A 22,091-nucleotide genomic window follows, 5' to 3' on the forward strand; every position below is an offset into this window, starting at 1 on the left:
ATTAGTAGTATATGCGGCCTATCATAAATCTTATGCTGACATTACTTTTTCGCTTTCAAATGCTTTTGCAATTACACCTGTCAGAACAAGTCCTGCACCCAATGTAATGGCGAGGGTGATTCCATACTGTACCATTGTCACTTCCTGCGTAAGAATACCCTGCAGTGTAATGGCGCTGTTATAGAACGGAATAAAATATGAAGACATTGTCGGATCTTTTGTCGTGTACATTGTCAGTAATCCAACTACAAGAACTATCATGTACACCGGCATAACAAACGAGTTTGCTTCCTTAATTGTCTTTGCAAATACGGATACGAGAGCAATAATCGTTGCATACAGAAATGCCAGTGCAATAATCAATACTGCCAGCATAATAATCTGCTGCGTACTCCATTTCATATCCATTCCCTGTGTCGCTCCGCCCATCATCTGATCCTGAATAATCGGCATACTTACAACCATTCCCACAACGGAAACAACTGCAGATATTCCTGATATTACCATCAGGGCGAACACTTTTCCAAAAATAATCGAACTTCTTTTTATCGGAGTAACCAAAAGGCTTGCCATCGTTCCTCTTTCTTTCTCCCCTGCAATCATATCCGTTCCGATTGACATTGCTCCGGCGAATAAAAGAAGAGTTAAAAGATATGGAAGCATTGTTCCAAGCGCTTTCGCTCCCGCCTTATTGTCGTCCTGAATAATCGTCTCTTTTGTGTCGGCATTTACCGTAAAAATGGAAATACGGCTCATGTCTCCAACTCTTTCATTCAGTAATGTCTGTCTGTATGCCTCAAGCGTCTGCACTCCGATTTTGTTGTATGCTGCCTGAGAATACTCCTCCGATGGATTGTGGTAGACAGTTACCTGCGGAACTTTGTCCCCATTTTTATAGTTTTTAATGTCCTCTTCAAATCCTTCCGGGAATACGATAAACAAGTCTGCCTTCCCGTCTTTCAATTCCTGTTTGATTTTCTTTTCCTGTTTCTCTGTTATATTCCCCGAATTTTCCACTTGCATATCCAGTTTTGCACTCTCACAAAATGCCTGAAATCCTGCCGGTTCATTTTGTATATATACTTTGGACTTATGCGCTTCAATGTCGTCCTGCATATTGCTCATAATATTTCCCATTAAATACAGTACACCGAGCATTGCGGCAACCGGAAGAATGAATACGGAAAATACCATTTTTTTGTCCTTAAATACACGGACAATCTCTTTTTTGAAAATTTCTTTTATTCCACTCATTTATGCTTCCCCCTTTCTCGCCTTATACAGTTCAAAGAAAGCATCTTCCAAATCATCTGTATGTGTTCTTTCCAATAATTCGGCAAGGGTTCCCTCTGCCACTTTCTTTCCGTCGATGATAACCCCGATCCTGTCACAGAGTTTCTCCGCCTCCGACATAATATGGGTGGAAACAATAACGAGTTTTCCCTCGTCTCTTAATTTCTTCAAATAATCCGTAACACTTCTCGCCGTCACAATGTCCAGTCCGTTTGTCGGCTCGTCGAAAATAACAATTTCCGGATCATGTACTAAGCTAACCGCGATGGCTGCTTTCTGTTTCATACCTGTTGACAATTCTTTAATCTGCTTATGAGCAAAATCCTTGATACCAAAATAAGTAAACAGTTCCTCTTTTCTCTCCCGCAGTACATCTTTTGGCACATTATGTAATCTTCCAAAAAAATCAAACATATAGTCCGGTGAAAACTGAGGATCCAGTTTAATGTCGCTTGTCAGAAAACCGATACTGTTGCGGACAGCCTCCGCCTCTTTCTGTACTTCGTGTCCCGCCACATAAATTTCCCCATCTGTCGCTCTTATGATTGTTGCAATACATCTGAGCGTCGTTGTCTTTCCTGCACCGTTTGGTCCCAACAGACCGTAGATTTCTCCGTTATTTGCAGTCAGGCTTAAATTATCCACCGCAACTTTTGTATTGCTCTTCGTCTTTGATTCTTTCATTTGTTTTTTGTTTAGTTTAAATACTTTGGTAAGGTTTTTAATCTCAATCATCTTTCCCTCCCCTTTCCTATTGTATTAGTATGCTAATACAATACGCTTTTCTTTTTCATTTGTCAATAGGCAAATGCTATCTACATATAATTGTATTTTCCTTTCTTCCTGATAAAGAAATACCCTGACAAAAATACGCTCATAAATTCCGCAAGAGGTACGGAAAGCCACACTCCGTTTACTCCAATTAACGTAGGAAGTACAAGAATATTTATCACTATCAAAACAAATGTGCGGACAAAAGAAATAATCGCAGAAGTTTTTCCGTCCGAAAATGCGGTAAACATAGAAGAAGAAAAAATATTGATTCCCGCAAAAACAAAGTTTAAAGAAAACAGGAAAAATCCCGTCTTGGCAAGTGCATATGTCTCCGTTCCTACCGGAGTGAAAATCTCCACGATGACCGGTGACATTACCAGAGCAAATACAGTCACAATAATGGAGGAAATCGCGATAAACCCAACGCAGATTTTAAAAATCCTCTTTAACAGTCTCTGATTTCCGCTGCCGTAGTTGTAACTGATAACAGGAGCAACGCCCATCGAAAATCCCATGTACAGCGCATTAAATAAAAACTGCCCGTACAGAACAATGGTAATCGCGGCAACACCCGCTTCTCCGACTAACTTCAACATCATAATGTTATATAGGAAGGTTACGATTGCCCCTGAAAGGTTTGTCACCATTTCTGATGAACCGTTAAAAGAACTTTCCGCCAAGACAGACCATCTTATTTTCGGTTTCACTAAATAGAGTGAATGACGGACAAAAAGAAAATATATTATACCTGCCAAAGCCGGAATTAACTGTCCGATCCCCGTGGCAAGCGCCGCTCCTTCTACTCCCATATGAAATACGCCCATAAACACATAATCCAAAATCATGTTTGCAATCCCACCGCTTATTGTGAGGGCAAGTCCCAAGACAGGTTTCCCCGCCGTCACAAAGAACGTCTGAAACACTAACTGCAGTATACAGGCAGGCGCTAAAAACAGACAGACACTCAAATATCCTACACAGTAATCCATAAGAACGTCCGTCGCTCCGAGCAGGCGCACAATCGGATTGATAAACAGATTTCCAAAAACCATAAAAATAATTCCGATGACAACTGCTGCCAAAACAAGAAAAGAAAAATCCTCACACGCTTCTTTTTCTTTCTTTTCTCCTAATTTTTTCGCAATAATGGCACTTCCTCCCGTTGCCAGCATAACTCCTATGGCAATCAATAAACTAATCGCAGGATAGACGATATTCGTCGCCGAAAGAGCGTCTGTCCCCACCAGCCTTGAAATAAAAATTCCGTCCACGATTGTATATAGTGACATAAATACCATCATAACCATAGTCGGAAATGCAAAACGAAGGAGCGAAAAGAATTTAAACTCCTTTGAAATTGAATTTGACATACTATGTCCCCCTTTTCCATATATATTTACGCATCACGCATACTATGATAAACTATAGAGTAAGTCTATAGTCAAGAGGAGGCTAACATGAATTCAAACAGATATTTAACAACAGGGGAATTTGCAAAACTGACGGGAGTGACAAAACATACTCTCTTTTACTACGATAAGATTCAGCTTTTTTCTCCCGACATAAAGGCAGAAAACGGTTATCGTTTTTATTCATTAGAACAGTTGGAAGCGTTTGATGTCATTCAAATTCTGCGAGAACTGAATATGCCTTTGGAAGAAATCAAAACATATATGAACAGCCGAAGTCCTCATCATCTTTTGGAACTTTTTCAGAAAGAAAGTCAGCTTATTGATAAGCAGATTAAAAAATTGACACACATGAAAAACTGGATAGAGAAAAAACGCTGCCATATTGATACACTACTTCAGACAAATATTGAGAAAGTTTCCGTTGTACATGAATCTGAAAAATATATGATACAATCGGAATCGACACTGGACGATGAGCGTGTTTGGGCAGAAAAAATCGGGGAATTGTTTAATTACTGTGAGGAAAATGGGGTAAAAAGTCTTGATCCCATCGGATACAGACAAAATACGACCGATATTCAAAACGGGGTTTTTCACCGCTACCGCATTTTCTATGAATTATTGGACGAAAAACCAAAAAAAATCCCCTATCAGATAAAACCTGAAGGGGACTACCTTGTTGCCTACCACAGAGGACATTGGAAGACAATGGGGAATACTTATAAAAAAATGTTAAGTTTTGCGAAGGACAATTCTCTCTCACTTGGGGACTACTTTTATGAAGACTGTATATTTGACAGCCTTACCTTCCAGAAGGAGGAAGATTACATCACCCGTCTGACCTGTCAGATACTTTAATGAAACTGGCTTTTATACAGTTCTGCGTAAAAGCCTTCTTTTTGCAATAATTCTTCATGTTTTCCCTGTTCAATAATATTTCCGTCACGCATCACCAAAATACAGTCTGCCTCCTGTATGGTGGAAAGTCTGTGTGCCACGATAAAACTTGTCCTTCCCTCCATCATCTGTCGGAAAGCGTCCTGTACTTTTACTTCCGTTCTCGTGTCTATGGAAGAGGTCGCCTCATCTAAGATGAGCATGGAAGGTAACTGCAGCATAACTCTCGCTATACAGATTAACTGCTTCTGCCCCTGAGAAAGATTTCCTCCCTCCTCCGTGATAATGGTATCGTATCCGTTTTCCATTCGCTGTATGAACCCGTGAGCAAATGCCTTCTTTGCCGCCCGCTCAATTTCTTCTCTTGTGGCATCGGGCTTTCCATATGCAATATTATCGGCAATGCTGCATGACTTTAACCATGTTTCCTGCAGAACCATTCCATAGTTCGCACGCAGACTGTCCTTTGTTATATCCTTTACATCTCTGCCGCTGACAACCATTTTACCGCTGTCTATATCATAGAAACGCATTAGAAGATTAATCAATGTTGTCTTGCCACACCCCGTAGGTCCTACAATGGCAATTTTCTGTCCGGCTTTTACATTGAGATTCAGATTTTTTAGCAACTCTTTGTCAGGCTGATATGAAAAAGACACCTCTTTTAATTCCACATTTCCATCTGCCTTTTCCAATATTTCTTTCTCTTTTGCATCGTCTTTTTCTTCCTGTTCTTCCATAAAATCAAATACCCGTCTTGCGCACGCCAACGCATTTTGCAGTTCCGTGACAACACCGGAAATCTCATTAAACGGCTTCGTATATTGATTTGCATAACTTAAGAAACTTGATAACTGACCGACACTGATTCTTCCGTGAATGGCAAAAATCGCTCCGGTAATCCCTACACCCGCATAGACAAGTCCGTTGATAAATCGGGTTGTCGGATTTGTTATGGAAGAAAAGAAAATAGCTTTTACACTACAGTCTTTCAATTCTTCATTCACTTTCTTGAAGCGTTTCATCGCTCTGTCCTGATATCCAAATGCCTGTACGATTTTTTGATTTCCCACAATCTCGTCGGTGAGGGAAGTCAATTCCCCCCTAACCTCCGATTGTTTCCGAAACATCATATATGTTTTCTTTGCCACAAAACCTGCCACAAAGAAAGAAAGCGGTGTGATCAAAATAACAATCAGTGAAATCTGAAAATGAATGGACACCATGAAAATAAGTGTTCCTACAATAGTCACTATTCCCGTAAATAACTGTGAAAATCCCATCAACAATCCGTCAGAAAACTGTTCCACATCTGTAATAACCCTGCTTATAATTTCGCCATACTGATGTGAATCAATATATTTTAGGGGCAATTTCTGTAAATGTTCAAATGCATCTGTCCTCACGTCATTCACAACCCGATATGTGATGCGGTTATTACACAAATTCATCAGCCACTGCGTTATACTTGTAAGAATTGTCACCGCTGCCAACTTCATTAAAATCTCCGTTATCCCCTGAAAATCTACTTTTCCTTTTCCTAAAATCAAATCTACTCCCTGCCCGATAAGAATCGGTGCGTACAGCGTACAGAGAACTGTCGCTACGGCAAACCCAAGCGATAAGATGAGAATCGGCAAATATGGTTTCAGCAGATAAATCACTTTCTTTATCGTGTCATATTGTTTACGCATGGTCGGACACCTCCTCCTTAGAAAGTTGAGAAGAACAGATTTCCCTGTACACTTCACAGTTTTTCAGCAGTTCCCCATGAGTTCCGCTGCCCACAAGTTTTCCTTTATCCAAAACAAAAATCTTGTCCGCTTTCATCATAGACATTACTCTCTGCGAGACAATGCAGACCGTCATGGAATCCGTATGTTTCGCTATCGCTTTTCTCAACTTTGCATCTGTGGCAAAATCAAGCGCCGATGTACTGTCGTCCAAAATCAGTATCTCCGGTTTTCTCACCAATGCCCTCGCTATTGTCAGGCGCTGTTTCTGACCGCCGGATAGATTTTTTCCGCCTTCCTGCACAATGGTATCCAACTCTTTTTCCTTATCTTTCACTATGTTTCCCGCCTGCGCGATGCGAAGAGCCTCCCAGATTTCCTCATCGGAGGCATTTTCATTTCCAAACAGCATATTGTCACGGATTGTCCCGTGAAATAAAACTGCCTTCTGCGGCACAATGCCAAATTTCTCCCGCAACGCTGTTAAATCATACTCTTTTACATCTCTTCCGTCTATCTTCACACTTCCCGAAAAGACATCATAAAATCTTGGCAGAAGATTGATAAGCGTTGTTTTTCCCGATCCGGTTCCGCCGATAATACCAACTGTTTCTCCTCTCTTTACGGACAGGGTAATATCTGATAGAACTTCTTCCTTATCTCCGTAGTACATCATGCTCACTTTGTCCAATTCAATTTTCATTTCACCGTTTTTCGTTTCTTCTGCCACACCGTCTCCACCGTGAATTGATGTCTCCAGCGCAAGCACTTCATTGATACGCTCTGCCGATGCGAGCGCTTTTGTAAATGTGATAATTAAATTTGCCAGTGCAACCAGTGCAAGCAGAATCTGTGACATATAATTTACAAGCGCCACTATTTCTCCCTGAGAAAGATTACCGTAATAAACTTCCTGACCGCCGAACCACACAATTAAAATCGTCGCCCCGTTTACAATCAAATAGGTTATCGGATTTAAAAGCGCCGATATTTTCCCCACGAAAATCTGCATATGCATCAGATTTTTCGTCTCCTGACGAAACTCCTCTTTTTCCCTTTCCTGCATGCGAAACGCTCTGACAACACGAACTCCCGACAGATTTTCTCTCGTCATCAGCATAACCTTTTCCAGTCTTTTCTGCACTTTTCTATATAACGGTATTGTCCATATCATAATTCCGTAAATGACTACGGAAAGAAGCGGCACTGCCACAACAAAAATCAACGCCAGTTTTACGCTGATGGTAAACGCCATCGCCATCGCTCCCACCACAATAAAAGGAGAGCGCAAAAATAATCGGAGTACAAGATTTACCCCTGACTGTACCTGATTGATGTCACTTGTTATCCTCGTCACAAGCGTGGCATTTCCCACCATATCCAGTTCACGGTAGGAAAGGCGTCCGATATGCCTGAAGAAGTCTTCTCTCAGTTCCGTTCCAAATCCTACAGCTGCTTTCGCTGCAAAATATTGGGCAGTGAGGGAACATGCAAGTCCAAGCACACCAAAAGCAACTAAAATTCCACCCATTTTCCACACAAATGACATATTTTGATTTTTTATCCCCACATCAATCATTCTCGCCATAATAATCGGAACCGTTAATTCAAAACATGCTTCCAATAATTTGAACAGCGGGCCAATAATACTTTCTTTTTTGTAATGCCTTAAATATTTTAATAACTTTCTCATTTCTTCCCCTTCTTTTATTTCTTCTGACTCACTATTTTACCACGAACATTTTCTCTCTTCAACTTGTCATTTCCCCTGAAATTGTCTATACTGACAACAGACAATATATAAGGAGGATTCCCATTATGGACGAAATATTTACAACTGCTCCAACAGATAATCACCGGCTTCCAAAAGAAATGCGTGTGTATCAATTGCTGGAAAAACTACAAATTCCTTTTGAACGTATGGACCACGAAGTTGCCGATACAATGGAGGCATGCGAGAAAATAGATGAGAAACTGCAGGTAACCATGTGTAAAAATCTTTTTCTCTGCAACCGGCAGAAAACGACTTTCTTTCTCCTTCTCATGCCCGGAGATAAAAAATTTCTGACAAAAAACTTATCAAAACAACTCGGTATTTCCCGTCTTTCTTTTGCCGAGGCGGAATATATGGAGAAATTTCTCGATATTACTCCCGGCTCAGTCAGTGTACTCGGCTTGATGAACGATGTGGAAAAACAGGTGACTCTAATTATTGATAAAGATTTACTGGAAGGTGAATATATAGGCTGTCACCCTTGCGTAAATACTTCCAGTTTAAAACTTAAAACTTCCGATATTTTAGAAAAATTCCTTACATATACCGGACATACACCGACATTGGTTACTTTATAACTTCCATATACACAAAAACGAGGTGCCGCCATGCGACACCTCTATAAATATTCTCCTGCCCAGCGGCCGCCCGTTATCTCAACAGCCGTTCCCTGTTTTAAACTTTCCGGCACATCTATTATTCTCTGATTGACACTTCCCCTGTAGATAATGTTCAGACTTTTTTTATCCTCTTCATATCTTCCGTCAATCAACACATCAATTTTCTTCAGAAGCCCTCTCTGTTCCTCCGTGCCATTTAACAATTCTTCAAAGGTATATCCTGAATAACTTGCCACTTCATATCCTTTATCTTTTAACAATTCCGCCAAAACATTGAAACTTTCCGCCTGTGCAAACGGCTCTCCACCGGAAAAAGTTACCCCTTTCGCCAATGGATTCGTCTCTATCATCTGCACGACTTCCCGCTCGTCCACTAACGTACCGTCCGTATCACTCCACGTTTCCGGGTTCTGGCAGCCATGACAATGATGTGGGCAACCCTGACCGAAAATAGTTATCCGTATTCCCGGTCCGTCCACAATACTGTCATTTACAATCCCTGCAAGTCTAAGCATTTGTTTTTCCAAGTCCGTGTTTTACACGGTCTTTCTCCTCCGCTTTTTTGGCGTCATTCCATTTATCCATTGTTCCCACTAAATATCCGGTAATTCTTCTGATACGTTCAAACCCAACATCTTGTCCTAATCTGTTTCTCTGTTCCATCTTTCTTCCTCCTTTATTCACAACCGTAAAATTGCGGCATATTCGGATACAGTTTACGAAGTTCCTCCAATTTTTCTTCACTGATTGCCTCCCCTTCACGTCTTCCGCATCTCGGGCAGACATCATCAATCACGCCTACATATCCGCAGGCCGGATCACGATCAACCGGGTGGTTCACACTTCCATAGCCGATTCCCGCATCGTGCATACAGCGAATAACACTCTCAAATGCCTCCACATTCTTTGCAGTGTCTCCGTCCAATTCCACATAACTGATATGTCCCGCATTTGTCAGAGCATGATATGGGGCTTCTTTATATATTTTATCGTAGGCGGAAATATCGTACCAAACCGGAACGTGAAAACTGTTTGTATAGTATTCTCTGTCCGTTACATTTTTAATAACACCATAACGCTTTTTATCCATTTTCACAAATCTTCCGGAAAGTCCCTCCGCCGGAGTTGCCAACAACGTATAATTCAGATTTCTTCTCTCTGATTCCCGATCCGTAAATTCTCTCATATGTCCGATAATTTCAAGACCTTTCTTTTGCATCTCCTCGCTTTCCCCGTGATGATGACCGTAAAGCGCCGTCAGCGTTTCCGCCAGTCCGATAAATCCAATAGACAGCGTTCCATGTTTTAACACTTCACGCACTTCATCGTTCGGTCCCAACTTGTCCGAATCAAGCCACACGCCCTGTCCCATAAGAAATGGATAATTGTAAACGTGTTTCTTCGCCTGAATCTCAAATCTGTCATACAACTGTTGCGCAACCAATTCCATCATCTTGTCCAGTTTCTCATAAAAAACTTTCTCGTCATGATTACTTTCAATGGCTATTCTCGGAAGATTAAGAGATGTAAAGGAAAGATTACCTCTGGAATACGAAATCTCTTTATCTTTATGGCAATAGTTTCCGATTACACGGGTACGGCACCCCATTGTTGCAACCTCTGTTTCCGGGTGTCCCGGCTTATAATATTGCAGATTGAAAGGCGAATCCAAAAAGACATAATTCGGAAAAAGCCGTTTCGCACTGACTTTACAACTTAACCGGAACAAATCATAGTTCGGGTCACCCTCATTATAATTTACGCCCTCTTTTACTTTAAAAATGTGTATAGGGAAAATACAGGTTTCTCCGTTGCCCAGCCCCGCATCAGTTGCCAAAAGAACATTCCGGATAACCATACGTCCCTCCGGAGATGTATCCGTTCCATAGTTTATGGAAGAAAACGGGGTCTGCGCTCCCGCACGGCTGTGCATTGTATTTAAGTTATGCACAAATCCTTCCATTGCCTGATACGTCTCATTCTCCGTCTGTCTCACCGCTCTTCTTCTCGTTGTAGCCACAACCTGTTTCGCCTTATGCGTGTCTAAACCGCATCGTCCGATAAGTTCCTCCGCAATAAAAGCATCAAACGCTTCCTCATCTTTCTCCAAACACGGCCTGTGTCCGAATTCCTCTGTTGCCTGCTGCAAAATTTCTTTTACTATCTCCGACTCGTTGTCTGATTCCAACGCATCTTCCAGTGATTCCGTCAACTTTACCGTATACAGTTTCGCAAATGTTTTTGCAACACCTTTTGCCAGCCCATAATCAAAATTTGGAATGCTTTGTCCTCCGTGCTGGTCATTTTGATTTGACTGAATGGCAATCGCTGCCAGCGCTGCATAACTATGAATGCTCTGCGGTTCACGGATTACGCCGTGTCCTGTAGAAAATCCGCCTTTAAACAATCTCACAATATCAATCTGTGTACAGGTTGTTGTCAGCGAGTAAAAATCAAAATCGTGAATATGTATGTCTCCGTTTAAATATGCCTTTGCCTGCTCTTCCGTCAGCAGATATGCCGCATTGTAACTTTTTGCCCCCGCAGCCCCAATCTGAAGCATACTTCCCATAGACGTATTCCCATCAATATTCGCATTATCTCTTTTCATGTCACTTAAGCGCGCGTCGACATTTGTGATTTCATCAATCGTTCTCATCAGACTCGTATTTGCCTCGCGAATATTCGTTCTCTTTGCACGATATAAAATAAATTTCTTTGCGGACTGTTCAAATCCGTTTTTCATCAATTCCCTCTCTACAGCGTCCTGAACCTGTTCAATCTGAGGCGGCATATCTTCCGGAAGTTTCTCCAGTTCCATATGCACATCATTTGCAACCTGCGCGGCATCTGTCGCATCTCCTTCTCCCGCCGCCTCCATCGCCTTCAAAACGGCTGATGCAATTTTACTTTCATCGTACAGAACAATTCTCCCGTCCCGCTTTTTAATACTTTTCACCATGATGTTCATCATTTCCTTTCAACTGCTTCTTTTCTTTTTGTCATGAAACAACTGCTTTTTATTATAACACATTCAGCGGGAGAAGACTATGAAAATTCAAATTATAACGACTTGCAAGGTATCATTCCGCATTGCAGGGCGTATCAATTTTTTAGAAAAACGGTAAACTATCCCGCACACACAGCGCTCCATATCCCACCTGCCTGTTCGGATACTCTGTAAAAGCAGGCAGCGGTCTAGCCCCCCGTTGTAAATACGCCTTCACCTTTTCCCCATACAAATACAGATCATTTCCCTGCACAATTCCCCACTCCATCAAAAGTGCTGCCCCTCCCGTCACAAACGGAGTGGCAAAAGATGTTCCGCTCACTGCTTCATAAGTTCCCTCCCTTGTCGGAGCAACAACCCGAACTCCCGGAGCAACCAAATCCGGTTTTCCATCTCCTCCACGTCCCGAAAAATCTGCATAAGTAAATGTCAACGCATCATACGCACCAACCGATATAACTCTGTCTGCCGTTGATGGAATCGTTAATGTCTTTCTCTCTGACGGGTATAAAAAGGCCGTTCCTTTATTCAATACATTTTCACTAGGAAGCCACATTTCAAATTCTCCCGTGACTATCTGTCGCGGTGTTAAAACAATCTCCCATATACCTGCCGTAATATATGTATCCTTTGGAAGAAAATCAATATAAATTTCTTGGTTCGTACTATAAGGACTTGGCTCGCCATAATAAACAAGTAATTCCGTTTTTCCTATTGAAAATCTCTGTGAACCTAAAATCTCCTGAAACGGTCCTATTCGCACACCTGATGGAGAAATTAATGAAATTTCCATAACATCAGAATATTGTTTCCATAATTGTAAGTTTACCGTCTGCTCGCTTTCCTGTATTGCCAACTGGACAACCGTGTCAACTCCCCTCTGCACCTGTCCTGATGTATGTCCTGCACTCGCTCCCTCATTTCCACTCCCTATACAAATAACGCTCTTCCAATAATTAGAAATGTCATCGATAAACCTCTCCAACAGGCTCGTTCCGTCATGTGACCCATAGGTGTTTCCAAAACTGATATTGATTGCTATAGGCATCTCAAATTCTCTCGCTTTTCGCACAACATAATCAATCGCCTGCATTAACTCCGTTGTTCTTGGAAATCCGTCTTTTCTCGGACTTGCCAATTTGACTATAACCAACTCACTCTCTGACGCAACCCCCTTTTGAACATTTCCGACGCTGCCCCTGCCATTTCCCGCAGCAATCCCCGCCACTGCCGTCCCGTGTCCCGACGTATCTATACTCGGAACAATTTTCAACTGTTCACTTCTGCTTTCCTGCCGCAATGCGTCATTAATCTGTTCCTCTGTATATTCTGTTCCGATGCTGTAGTGTTCAGGAGGGTTTCCCGAAATGCTTTGATCCCACAATACGCGAATTCTTGTGCTTCCGTCCTCTTTTCTGAAATCTTCATTTGCATAGGCTATCCCCGAATCAATAACCCCCACCAAAACACCTTTTCCAAATAAAAACGGACGGGCATTCTGCACCGAACTGATACAGGATACCCGCCTTCCATTTGCTGTTTCAAAAAATAACCGTTTTGGTTTCTCAATATATTCTATTTCAGGAAGGAGCGCCAGACTTTCAATCAGAGTTTCCGCTATGGTAACAATTGCAAATTCATTCTGCAGTTCAACCACTTCCGCACCTAATTCTCTGACCCTGTCCAAGTTCCCCGAATATTTCACAATCAAATCCCATATTCTTTCCACAGGATTATAACCCACGTCCAATTCCAGTGATTTTTCCCGCTCTTCCTCTGTCGCATCTAATGCCAGATTCAACATATTTTCTAGTTTCTGTCCATTCATATATCGACCTGAAAAATATTTCTCAAATGATATATATGATACCGTTCAAATTTTTATACCTTTTAATTAAATCCGATTAACTGTCTTGCCACAATATATACAAAGGAAGAAATTTTTCTTCCTGATTTTCCCGGAAGATTAATGGTCTGTCCCAATATACTGTATCGAATCTTCCAGTATACTTTATAGTCCTTTGTTTTTAAATAGTTCCAAAGTTCTTTCTTCTTCTCCAAGTTTTCCTCTTTTTTAGAGCGAATACATAAGATAGATGACACCGTCATCATAATAGCCAGATAGTTTATCATATAATTTCTCAACTTTTTATTGCCTATTCTTCGCAGATAATACATATCTATCATTGTTTTCGTGACAAAAATCTGCTGGTCAATACGCCCTATCATTACCTGCTCATTCACAGACTGGTCTTCTCTTCCTATATAATAGCGATAAAAGTTGACATCTAAATAATATATTTTCTTTACATGCGGAAGCGGATAATACACATAAATATTATCTACATAAAATGTATGTTTCGGCAATTCCAATTGATTTAATTTAAGAAGATCCGTCCGATAAATAACTGAATGCATCAAAATATACTGTGCAATTCCAAAATGCCCTACATCACTCCAGCCAAAAATTTTATTTTCCGGCAAAACATTCCTATAATGGATCACTCGTTTATTCTTCACACCGACTTTTTCATACACATAGTTAGAAATAAGCATATCTACTTCCTGCTTCTCCTCTTCCCAACTATGTAAAGTATCTAAAATCTTCTTTAAAGACTGCTCGTCCACCCAGTCATCACTGTCTACTACCTTAAAGTATTTTCCCGTCGCATTTCTCAAACCCGCGTTCACCGCATCACCGTGACCGCCATTTTCCTTATCAATCACTCTGATGATATCAGGATATTTTTCTTCATATTTCTTTGCAATCTGCAGTGTCTCATCTTGTGAACCATCATTGACAATTAAAATTTCTACATCTTCTCCCCCAACTAAAATAGAATCAACCGCATGGCTCATATATTCCGCTGAATTATAACACGGGATTGCAAAAGTTAGATATTTCATCTCGTACCTCCCATTTATAACAATACTATATAGTATAATGTATTTTTAGAGAATTTCCAACTGTATTATTGTAAATTCTCCTATTTTCATTTATATTAATATAGTTAATACCAATGAACCCATTTATTTGGAGTGAGAATAAATTAGGAGGAACTTAGTAATGAAAAATGTAATTGTCGGACAGTCCGGCGGCCCTACCGCTGTAATCAACGGAAGTTTATATGGAGTTGTATCTGAATCCTTAAAAAAATCAGATGATATAGAAATTGTATACGGTATGATAAACGGAATTGAAGGTTTTCTTCATGACGAAGTAATGGAAATGAATTCCCTCGTTTCTACAGGCGAACTGGAATTATTAAAAACAACACCCGGCGCTTACCTCGGCTCATGTCGTTTTAAATTACCTGAAGATTTATCAGATCCTGTATATCCTGCACTTTTTGAAAAATTCAACAGTAAAAATATCGGCTACTTCTTCTACATCGGAGGAAATGACTCTATGGATACCGTAAGCAAACTGTCCAGATATGCCGAATCTGTTCAGAGTGATATCCGCATCATCGGTATTCCAAAAACAATTGACAATGATCTTGTCGAAACAGATCACACTCCGGGATTTGCCAGTGCCGCAAAATATGTTGCAACAACAGTTCGTGAAATCGCTATTGATGCTTCTGTATACGATAACAAAAAATCAGTTACCATCGTGGAAATTATGGGACGACACGCAGGCTGGCTCACTGCTGCCAGTGCATTAGCAAGAAAGTTTGAAGGAGATAATCCTGTTCTTATCTATCTTCCTGAAGTTGCTTTTAATCAGGAAGACTTTATTGAGAAAGTAAAACATTCTTTAGAAACAACTACAAACTTAATTGTATGTGTATCCGAAGGTATTCATGATGGAAACGGAACTTTCATCTGCGAATATGCAAGCGATGTAGGAGTGGATACATTTGGTCATAAAATGCTCACAGGTTCAGGAAAATATTTGGAGAACTTAGTAAAGGAAAAAGTAGGTGTTAAAGTCCGCTCAGTTGAATTAAACGTAAGCCAGCGCTGTTCTTCTTCCTGCCTCTCTAAAACAGATTTGGACGAAGCCGTTGCAGGCGGTGCTTTCGGTGTAAACTCTGCCCTCGCAGGAGAAACAGGGAAAATGATTTCTTTCAAAAGAGTTTCTTCCAATCCATATGTGATGGAATGCACAACAGCAGATGTAACTGCAATCTGTAACAAAGAAAAAGGGGTTCCTATTGACTGGATTACGGAAAACGGTTCAAATATAAGCGATGAATTTATCAATTACGCCTCACCGCTTATTCAGGGAGAAGTGGAAATTCCTATGCAAAACGGACTTCCACATTTTGCTTTCAGAAAATAGTTGTTCACAATTTGTTCATTTATCATTCAAAAAAGTTTCATTTGTTTAACACTTTTTCTTCACTTCTTTCGCATATACTTATACTATCAAATGAAACTTTGATAAACCAAACCAATTAGTTAGTATACATTATACTATTTTGAATAAACTTTTTCATAATATATGCCGAGGATCATGCAAGTGGTTACTCGGCATCCTCCCTTTTATGAGGTCTTTTTTTCATTTTATATCCGAACATAATCCCCATCATCGCCAATATTACAATACCTGCTATGAGATATACCTCTTGCTTTTTGTGTTCTTTCTTCTCCTTTTGATTTTTCGGTTTTTCCGTCTCAGTTGGAGCAAATACTTTTTCCAATATATTTTTCTTCTCCATAATGGAAAAATTGATATTTTTTACCGACTGATTTCCCGCCAGATCAACTGCGCGCGCAACTATATTATAGTCTCTTATCTCATCTGCAGTAAACCGAAACAGTTTACTGTCCGCATCTGTTTTCTGCTTTTCTCCATTAATCCACACTTCTTCCAATCTTTCCGTACTGTCTTTTACCCCTAACTTTATCTCTGTTTTTTCTTCATATGATTCGTTATCCGCTGCTCCTTCCACAAAAATTTCAGGTTTTGTATGGTCTATAACAAATTCTGCTCTTGCAACCGCTTCATTTCCCGCAACATCTGTCGCCTTTACATAAAATATATGTTTTCCCTCTTTTCTTTCAGTCAGAAACAATGTCTGCATTTTCCCGTCCAGCCGAATTTCATATCGAAATTTTGTTAAATCAAAAATAAACTCTGAAAGCGGGTACCTCCATTCAAAACTCTTTATCCATTTCCCGTCCAAATCCTCCACATAGCGAATAATCGGATTTGTCTTATCAACAATTATCTTTTCCTCTTTTCTCTCCACATTTCCTGCCATATCAACGGCTTTTAGTTCGATGGTATAAATACCGTCTTCCTCAATTTCCAAATCTGTTATCCAACTATTCTTTACAAACTTTGTTTCTTTTTTCTCTGAGAAAACACTTTCTCCTGCATCATTTTTTCTTTTTACTATAAAAGAGGCTTCCTGTAACTGCTTTCTGTCCTTTGCACTGATTTCTAAATGCACCGTCCTGCTCGTAATCATATTCGGATAACTTCCTGAAACAGTAATCTCCGGTTTTTCCTTATCAATAAGCATTTTTTGCTTTTTCCATGAAATATTACCTGCATAATCCCTTACTTCAACTAAAAGTTCTCCAAGTTCTTTGATTTGCAGTTTCACCCGCTCACTTTGGCAAAACTCCGGCAGTTTTTCAATTTCTTTTACCAGTTTCCCGTTAAAATAGCAGCGGATAGATGCTACCCCTGATGAAACACCATTTTCTTCCACTATAATCTCTGCGTTTACATTTTGAGAATACCATTTTCCTTCTTCCAGATCCGTATGTATTTCTATCTGCGGCAGTTTTGCATCGCATACAATGTATTTCGATACTGCCGTATCTCCCCGATTTCCCGCTTTATCCTCCACCCATGCGGTAATTTCCCCCTTAAATTCTTTAGGCAGTTCTATCTGTATCTCATCTGCACTCTCCTTCTTTGTTTCCCCTTTTCCTATCTGATAAAAAATATTTTCTACGCCTGCTCCATTATCTTTTGCCTGTAATTTTACTACTGTTTCTTTTTGAAAATATAATATTTCTCCTTCGCTGCTCCCCTCGTATTGAAATACTGTTTTTTCAGGCGAAACAGTATCAATATGAAATTCTCTTTCTATTTTCGTTTCCTCTATCACTTCTCCTTTTTCATTTTCCTGCCATACACACAATATATGCCTGCCTTCCTTAAATTCTTCACCTTCAATCCGAAACTCTTTTTCCCCATTATCTATCGTTTTCTCCAACAGTATTTCCTCTTCCTGTTTCAGTTGAATTTTCGTTATAACATCTTTGCCTCCATGATAAACGGTTACCGTCGGTTTTTTCGTATAATACTGATTTTTTCCGTTTGGCTCTTCGTATTCAATATGTAGTTCTTCCTCTCCCTCCTCGGCAACAGCCATCGCACTTAGACCATAAAGAATAAGCAATATAAAAATAATTACACCTAATTTTCTTCTGTTCATATTAACCTCCCTTAAATCTGAATATGATTATCCTGTAGAAATCGTATAAAGGACTCTTCTTCTTTCATCTGCGGATTTTCCTTTACCATATTTTGCAAAATACTTTGTTTTTCTTCCATAGTAAAAGACTCTTCCTTCCACAGTTCTTTCAAATAATTTATATCCATCTCCATATATTTTTCTCTGTACATCTTTTCTTTCTCTTCTCTTTTCTTTTCCTGCTCATTTAAAATCCGATACTGCGTTCCCGCTTCTTTCCATAAAGAAAGTTTTTCATATGCCAGCGCTTTATATTCATTCCATTCTTTCAATCGTTCTTCTGAAACTTCCTGCGGATTGTTCAAATACATTTCCACAATCATTTCATATGCCCAATCCATTTCCAGCAACACACAACCTCTTGCCAACATCAGCTTTTTCTCTATTTTTTTCTCTTTATCCGCTTCTTTCTCTATCTTTCTTAAAACTTTTTCCATATCTTTATCATCAGACTGATTCAGCATAAACTCCGATAATTTCACATAAGCATCTGCACTTTTCTCCTGCTTTTTTGCCTTCTGAAAATATAATTTACTTTGCGTATAATCTTTCTGTTCCAAAAAATAATACATTCCCAGTTCAAAATAATCGGTTTCATTTTTACACGGCTTTTTTTCTTTTTCCGTGGAAACGGTTATACCGATAACAAAAATAGCGCTTCCCAACACAATGGGTATCCATTTTATTTTCTTTTTAATCGACTTTTTCTCTAATGAAAAAATATTTTTTAATTGTTTTTTGCGGTTACTTTCCAGACATTTCTTAATAAATGTTAAGAGTCTTATTTCTTCTCTTTTCTTCAGATGTGGGACACATTCCTCATGTGCCATAATAAATTGTATTGTCCTTCCCAGACAATATAAATCAACGTCCTGAGTAGGACTATCAGATTGAAACTGTTTTGCAAATTTTCCTTTTAAACGTGGAACATTTTCTCCGGGATAAAAAAGCATAATTTCTTTTTCTTCCGTTATCACAATACAATGCGGATTCAAATAAGTATATTTCGGATTATCTTTCTGCCTTCGAAATAAACTTAACTGCCGGATTAATTCCCTAATCCACTTGTTTAATATCACCTTTTCCAACTCTTTATGCAGTTGTATCCAATGATATAAGGTAACTCCCTCTACATAGTCAGCAACTATATAGCAATCATTTCCCCGCTCCACAAACTTTATTACTTCATATCCTTCTTTCTCGGACACGCTCTACCTCCTTCTTTGATATTCTAATAGTGGAAATAATTTTCATGAACTTGAATAAATGATTTTGTCTGCAATAGAAATGCATATTTCAGATTTGAAAGTAATTTTACTATACTGCAAATTCTCCATAAAAGCAAGATGTCTTTTTGCACAAAAAGACATCAAATTTATTTGCGCAACTCAGAATACTAATAAAGGAACATAACATAGTTATGCTCCCTCATCAAAACGATATTATTTTAGCATCATTCCCATGACATATAAATCATAGTATTTTCCATCTAATAATGTACTGTTCTTTAAGCAGCCTTCTATCTCGAATCCGAAACTTTGATATAATTTCACTGCCAATTCATTGTCCGTACGTGTATCTAACTGAATTCTTGTTGTAACTCCATTCCCCTTTGCCCAATCAATTAACTGCTGGATAATACTTGTTCCAATACCTTTTCCCTGATATTCCTGTGCCACAACAATACCTAACTCTCCGCTATGTCTTGATTTAATTTTATGGCTTGAACTGATTGTTCCAATTCCTACAATCTTTCCGTCAACAATAGCTAAAAGCATTGTATTAATTGGTGATTCATTTGTAGCCTGGATACTTTCTTTCTGTCCTTCCACATCTAATGGGTACTCATCTTTTTCAAAACTTAAAAAAGAAGTTTCTCCACCTACATAGTTATAAAAATCAACAATCTCTTTTGCATCTTCTATAACAGGTTCTCTAAATGTTACATTCTGCATAATAATTTTCTCCTTTTGTTTTTCTTGTCCTAAAACAACTCTTACCTCTGAAACTCAACTGTAAAAGTACTTCTACTATGCTCTACTTTCACCTTAAAAACAAGATAACTTTTGCACAAAAATAAGGAATACATAGGGAAACACAATCAAAATGTGCTTCCCTGCTTTCCTTTATCTTGGTCTGTTTAAGTGTCGCGGAATTCCGTCCACCATAACCGGCGATACATCTCCTTGAATCAGTGGTCTGACATAAGTTACAAATTCATCTGTAACATAGGTTCCTTCTTTATTCACCCATTCTCTCGGAACTACTTTCTCATCATTAGCAATTTTGTGTACATCTTTTACCTCTGTTCCGCACTGATATGGATCATCGGAACGTCTTTCCAGAACAACCATCTTACCGGAATCACCTTCATCAGCGGCTTTTACTGCCGCTCCGCCTACTTGATATGCTTCCAATATATCAACTCTTGACGCACAGTGAGACGCTGCTCTTTGCAGTGTACTCAACTCAATTGCCCTTGTTTTGCAGCCAATCTCACCTGCCACTCTGCTTGCCAAATAACTTGCCGTTCCTGTCAGTTGTTTATGTCCAAAAGCATCAACAAAATCTACATTTGCTCCCAATTCACATACATAACGTCCATCTTCCAGTTTAATTCCTTCTGAAACAGCAACAACAACTGAAGATTTCTTTTTAAGCAGTTCTTTTATTTTGTCCATAAATTTCTCTACATCAAAAGTAAGTTCCGGAAGATAAATTAAATCCGGACCCGCACAATCCTCCCCTTTTGCCAGTGCTGCCGCGCCGGTAAGCCAGCCCGCATTTCGTCCCATCACTTCTACAATCGTCACTAACCCTTTATGATATTCCAAACAAAAACTATCACAAATAATCTCTTTGACCGATGTTCCAATATATTTCGCCGCACTTCCGAATCCCGGCGTATGGTCAGTCAAAGCCAAATCATTATCTATTGTCTTTGGGCAGCCGATAAATCTTGTCGGCTGACCTGTTATAATAGCATAATCAGATAATTTCTTAATTGTATCCATAGAATCATTTCCACCGATATAAATGAATGCTTCTATCTCTAAGCGGTTTAGAATTTCAAAAATTTTCTCATACAGAGTCATATCTTCATGAATTTCAGGAAGTTTATATCTGCATGAACCTAAGTACGCTGCGGGTGTTCTCTTTAAAATTTCAGCGTCCAATTCATTTGTAATGTGTTCGGAAAGATCAATATATTTCTCTTCCAACAGACCTTGAATACCATATCTCATTCCATACACTTTTTTTGCTCCTCTATCTTTGGCTGTTCTGTATACTCCTGCCAAACTAGAGTTGATTGCTGCTGTCGGGCCTCCCGATTGTCCTACAATTACATTTCCCTTCATAATGCAAGTACCTCCGTTTTCTTGTCTAATAACATTAGTTTAGTGCATTATGACTATTTTGTAAAGGTAATATGTGATTTTTTATGTATTTTGCATAATTTCATATTTTCCATACAAAAAAACACACTAATCGAAAAGACTAGTGTGTTTTCAACTTTTAATAACGTGGGCGAGAAGATTCGAACTCCCGACCTTTTGGTCCGTAGCCAAACGCTCTATCCAGCTGAGCTACGCCCACATAATTTAAAAGATATGCCGCAGACCGGAATCGAACCGGTACGGGAGTATAAGTCCCGCAGGATTTTAAGTCCTGTGCGTCTGCCTGTTCCGCCACTGCGGCATAATGGGACCAACAGGGCTCGAACCTGTGACCCCCTGCTTGTAAGGCAGGTGCTCTCCCAGCTGAGCTATGATCCCATGGGATATTAAATTTTAATCATATCACTCAAGTGATATAAACGACCCGGAAGGGACTCGAACCCTCGACCTCCGCCGTGACAGGGCGGCGCTCTAACCAACTGAGCCACCGGGCCATATTCATTTTTAAAAAAGTGGACCTTCAGGGACTCGAACCCAGGACCGATCGGTTATGAGCCGATTGCTCTAACCAACTGAGCTAAAGGTCCAAATCTTTTTATGCTTTGCCTAAAAGACCGCTTATCATTTGCATAAGCAAAAGCCGACAATCGGACTTGAACCGATAACCTGCTGATTACAAATCAGCTGCTCTGCCAATTGAGCCATGTCGGCATATTTAGTTTAAATGACTCCTACGG

General features: G+C 39.7%; 17 protein-coding genes and 6 tRNA genes. 3 read left to right on the top strand and 20 right to left on the bottom strand.

The window, feature by feature from the left end; genetic code table 11:
• Window positions 1–30 precede the first annotated feature (30 nt).
• From ACYQ35_RS07735 to ACYQ35_RS07745, 3 genes are all read right to left on the bottom strand, one after another.
• Complete coding sequence (locus ACYQ35_RS07735) at window positions 31–1,254, bottom strand: ABC transporter permease (protein WP_009462265.1); 1,224 nt, start codon at window positions 1,252–1,254, stop codon at window positions 31–33.
• Window positions 1,255–2,028, bottom strand: a complete 774-nt coding sequence (locus tag ACYQ35_RS07740) for an ABC transporter ATP-binding protein (RefSeq protein WP_009462264.1) — start codon at window positions 2,026–2,028, stop codon at window positions 1,255–1,257. It lies immediately after the preceding gene.
• An 80-nt stretch (window positions 2,029–2,108) separates the two neighbouring features.
• Window positions 2,109–3,437, bottom strand: a complete 1,329-nt coding sequence (locus ACYQ35_RS07745; protein WP_459831937.1) for an MATE family efflux transporter — start codon at window positions 3,435–3,437, stop codon at window positions 2,109–2,111.
• 87 nt (window positions 3,438–3,524) lie between these two features.
• On the opposite strand from ACYQ35_RS07745, the gene ACYQ35_RS07750 reads away from it, so the two are divergent.
• A complete protein-coding gene (locus ACYQ35_RS07750) occupies window positions 3,525–4,337 on the top strand; it encodes a MerR family transcriptional regulator (protein ID WP_009462260.1) in 813 nt (270 codons plus the stop codon).
• Here the strand turns inward: ACYQ35_RS07750 and ACYQ35_RS07755 are convergent.
• Both ACYQ35_RS07755 and ACYQ35_RS07760 read right to left on the bottom strand, forming a co-directional pair.
• The gene (locus ACYQ35_RS07755; RefSeq protein ID WP_009462258.1) at window positions 4,334–6,070 is read right to left on the bottom strand and encodes an ABC transporter ATP-binding protein; all 1,737 of its coding nucleotides are present in this window, start codon (window positions 6,068–6,070) and stop codon (window positions 4,334–4,336) included. The genes ACYQ35_RS07750 and ACYQ35_RS07755 overlap by 4 nt on opposite strands.
• Window positions 6,063–7,802, bottom strand: a complete 1,740-nt coding sequence (locus ACYQ35_RS07760) for an ABC transporter ATP-binding protein (RefSeq protein ID WP_009462256.1) — start codon at window positions 7,800–7,802, stop codon at window positions 6,063–6,065. The genes ACYQ35_RS07755 and ACYQ35_RS07760 overlap by 8 nt, the downstream gene beginning before the upstream one ends.
• 125 nt (window positions 7,803–7,927) lie before the next feature.
• Between ACYQ35_RS07760 and ACYQ35_RS07765 the strand changes: the two genes are divergently transcribed.
• The gene (locus ACYQ35_RS07765; protein WP_009462254.1) at window positions 7,928–8,461 is read left to right on the top strand and encodes a prolyl-tRNA synthetase associated domain-containing protein; all 534 of its coding nucleotides are present in this window, start codon (window positions 7,928–7,930) and stop codon (window positions 8,459–8,461) included.
• A gap of 41 nt (window positions 8,462–8,502) precedes the next feature.
• On the opposite strand, the gene nrdG is transcribed toward ACYQ35_RS07765, so the two are convergent.
• The 5 genes from nrdG to ACYQ35_RS07790 form a co-directional block, all read right to left on the bottom strand.
• On the bottom strand, window positions 8,503–9,018 hold the full coding sequence (gene nrdG / locus ACYQ35_RS07770; protein WP_009462252.1) for an anaerobic ribonucleoside-triphosphate reductase activating protein: 516 nt from the start codon (window positions 9,016–9,018) through the stop codon (window positions 8,503–8,505).
• Window positions 9,011–9,166 carry an anaerobic ribonucleoside-triphosphate reductase gene (nrdD, locus tag ACYQ35_RS07775; RefSeq protein ID WP_009462250.1) on the bottom strand — a complete coding sequence of 52 codons (156 nt, stop codon included), beginning with the start codon at window positions 9,164–9,166 and terminating at the stop codon, window positions 9,011–9,013. Before nrdD ends, nrdG begins: the two co-directional genes overlap by 8 nt.
• A 13-nt stretch (window positions 9,167–9,179) precedes the next feature.
• Window positions 9,180–11,465 carry an anaerobic ribonucleoside triphosphate reductase gene (locus tag ACYQ35_RS07780; RefSeq protein WP_459831968.1) on the bottom strand — a complete coding sequence of 762 codons (2,286 nt, stop codon included), beginning with the start codon at window positions 11,463–11,465 and terminating at the stop codon, window positions 9,180–9,182.
• 151 nt (window positions 11,466–11,616) lie between these two features.
• Entirely contained in the window at window positions 11,617–13,341 is a 1,725-nt protein-coding gene (locus ACYQ35_RS07785) for a S8 family peptidase (RefSeq protein WP_459831947.1), read from the bottom strand.
• Between the two features lie 62 nt (window positions 13,342–13,403).
• Complete coding sequence (locus tag ACYQ35_RS07790; RefSeq protein ID WP_009462244.1) at window positions 13,404–14,420, bottom strand: glycosyltransferase family 2 protein; 1,017 nt, start codon at window positions 14,418–14,420, stop codon at window positions 13,404–13,406.
• Between the two features lie 160 nt (window positions 14,421–14,580).
• Here ACYQ35_RS07790 and ACYQ35_RS07795 point away from each other — a divergent pair, with 160 nt between their 5' ends.
• On the top strand, window positions 14,581–15,801 hold the full coding sequence (locus ACYQ35_RS07795; protein WP_009462242.1) for a 6-phosphofructokinase: 1,221 nt from the start codon (window positions 14,581–14,583) through the stop codon (window positions 15,799–15,801).
• Window positions 15,802–15,985: 184 nt separating this feature from the next.
• On the opposite strand, the gene ACYQ35_RS07800 is transcribed toward ACYQ35_RS07795, so the two are convergent.
• From ACYQ35_RS07800 to ACYQ35_RS07845, 10 genes are all read right to left on the bottom strand, one after another.
• Window positions 15,986–17,917: a hypothetical protein gene (locus ACYQ35_RS07800; protein WP_459831952.1), complete on the bottom strand. Its 1,932-nt coding sequence runs from the start codon at window positions 17,915–17,917 to the stop codon at window positions 15,986–15,988.
• A gap of 11 nt (window positions 17,918–17,928) precedes the next feature.
• The gene (locus tag ACYQ35_RS07805) at window positions 17,929–19,164 is read right to left on the bottom strand and encodes a hypothetical protein (protein WP_459831955.1); all 1,236 of its coding nucleotides are present in this window, start codon (window positions 19,162–19,164) and stop codon (window positions 17,929–17,931) included.
• Between the two features lie 234 nt (window positions 19,165–19,398).
• Window positions 19,399–19,911, bottom strand: coding sequence for an N-acetyltransferase family protein (locus ACYQ35_RS07810; RefSeq protein ID WP_459831958.1), 513 nt, complete (start codon window positions 19,909–19,911; stop codon window positions 19,399–19,401).
• Between the two features lie 171 nt (window positions 19,912–20,082).
• A complete protein-coding gene (locus tag ACYQ35_RS07815; RefSeq protein WP_459831964.1) occupies window positions 20,083–21,315 on the bottom strand; it encodes a 6-phosphofructokinase in 1,233 nt (410 codons plus the stop codon).
• A 164-nt stretch (window positions 21,316–21,479) separates the two neighbouring features.
• Window positions 21,480–21,553 (bottom strand) — tRNA-Arg (locus ACYQ35_RS07820).
• Between the two features lie 15 nt (window positions 21,554–21,568).
• A tRNA-Leu gene (locus tag ACYQ35_RS07825) sits at window positions 21,569–21,655 on the bottom strand.
• A 4-nt stretch (window positions 21,656–21,659) separates the two neighbouring features.
• A tRNA-Val gene (locus tag ACYQ35_RS07830) sits at window positions 21,660–21,732 on the bottom strand.
• 42 nt (window positions 21,733–21,774) lie between these two features.
• Window positions 21,775–21,848, bottom strand: a tRNA-Asp gene (locus ACYQ35_RS07835).
• A 19-nt stretch (window positions 21,849–21,867) separates the two neighbouring features.
• Window positions 21,868–21,941: transfer RNA gene (locus ACYQ35_RS07840), tRNA-Ile, on the bottom strand.
• A 51-nt stretch (window positions 21,942–21,992) separates the two neighbouring features.
• Window positions 21,993–22,065, bottom strand: a tRNA-Thr gene (locus ACYQ35_RS07845).
• Window positions 22,066–22,091 lie beyond the last annotated feature (26 nt).

It is taken from the genome of Faecalimonas hominis, assembly GCF_054660755.1.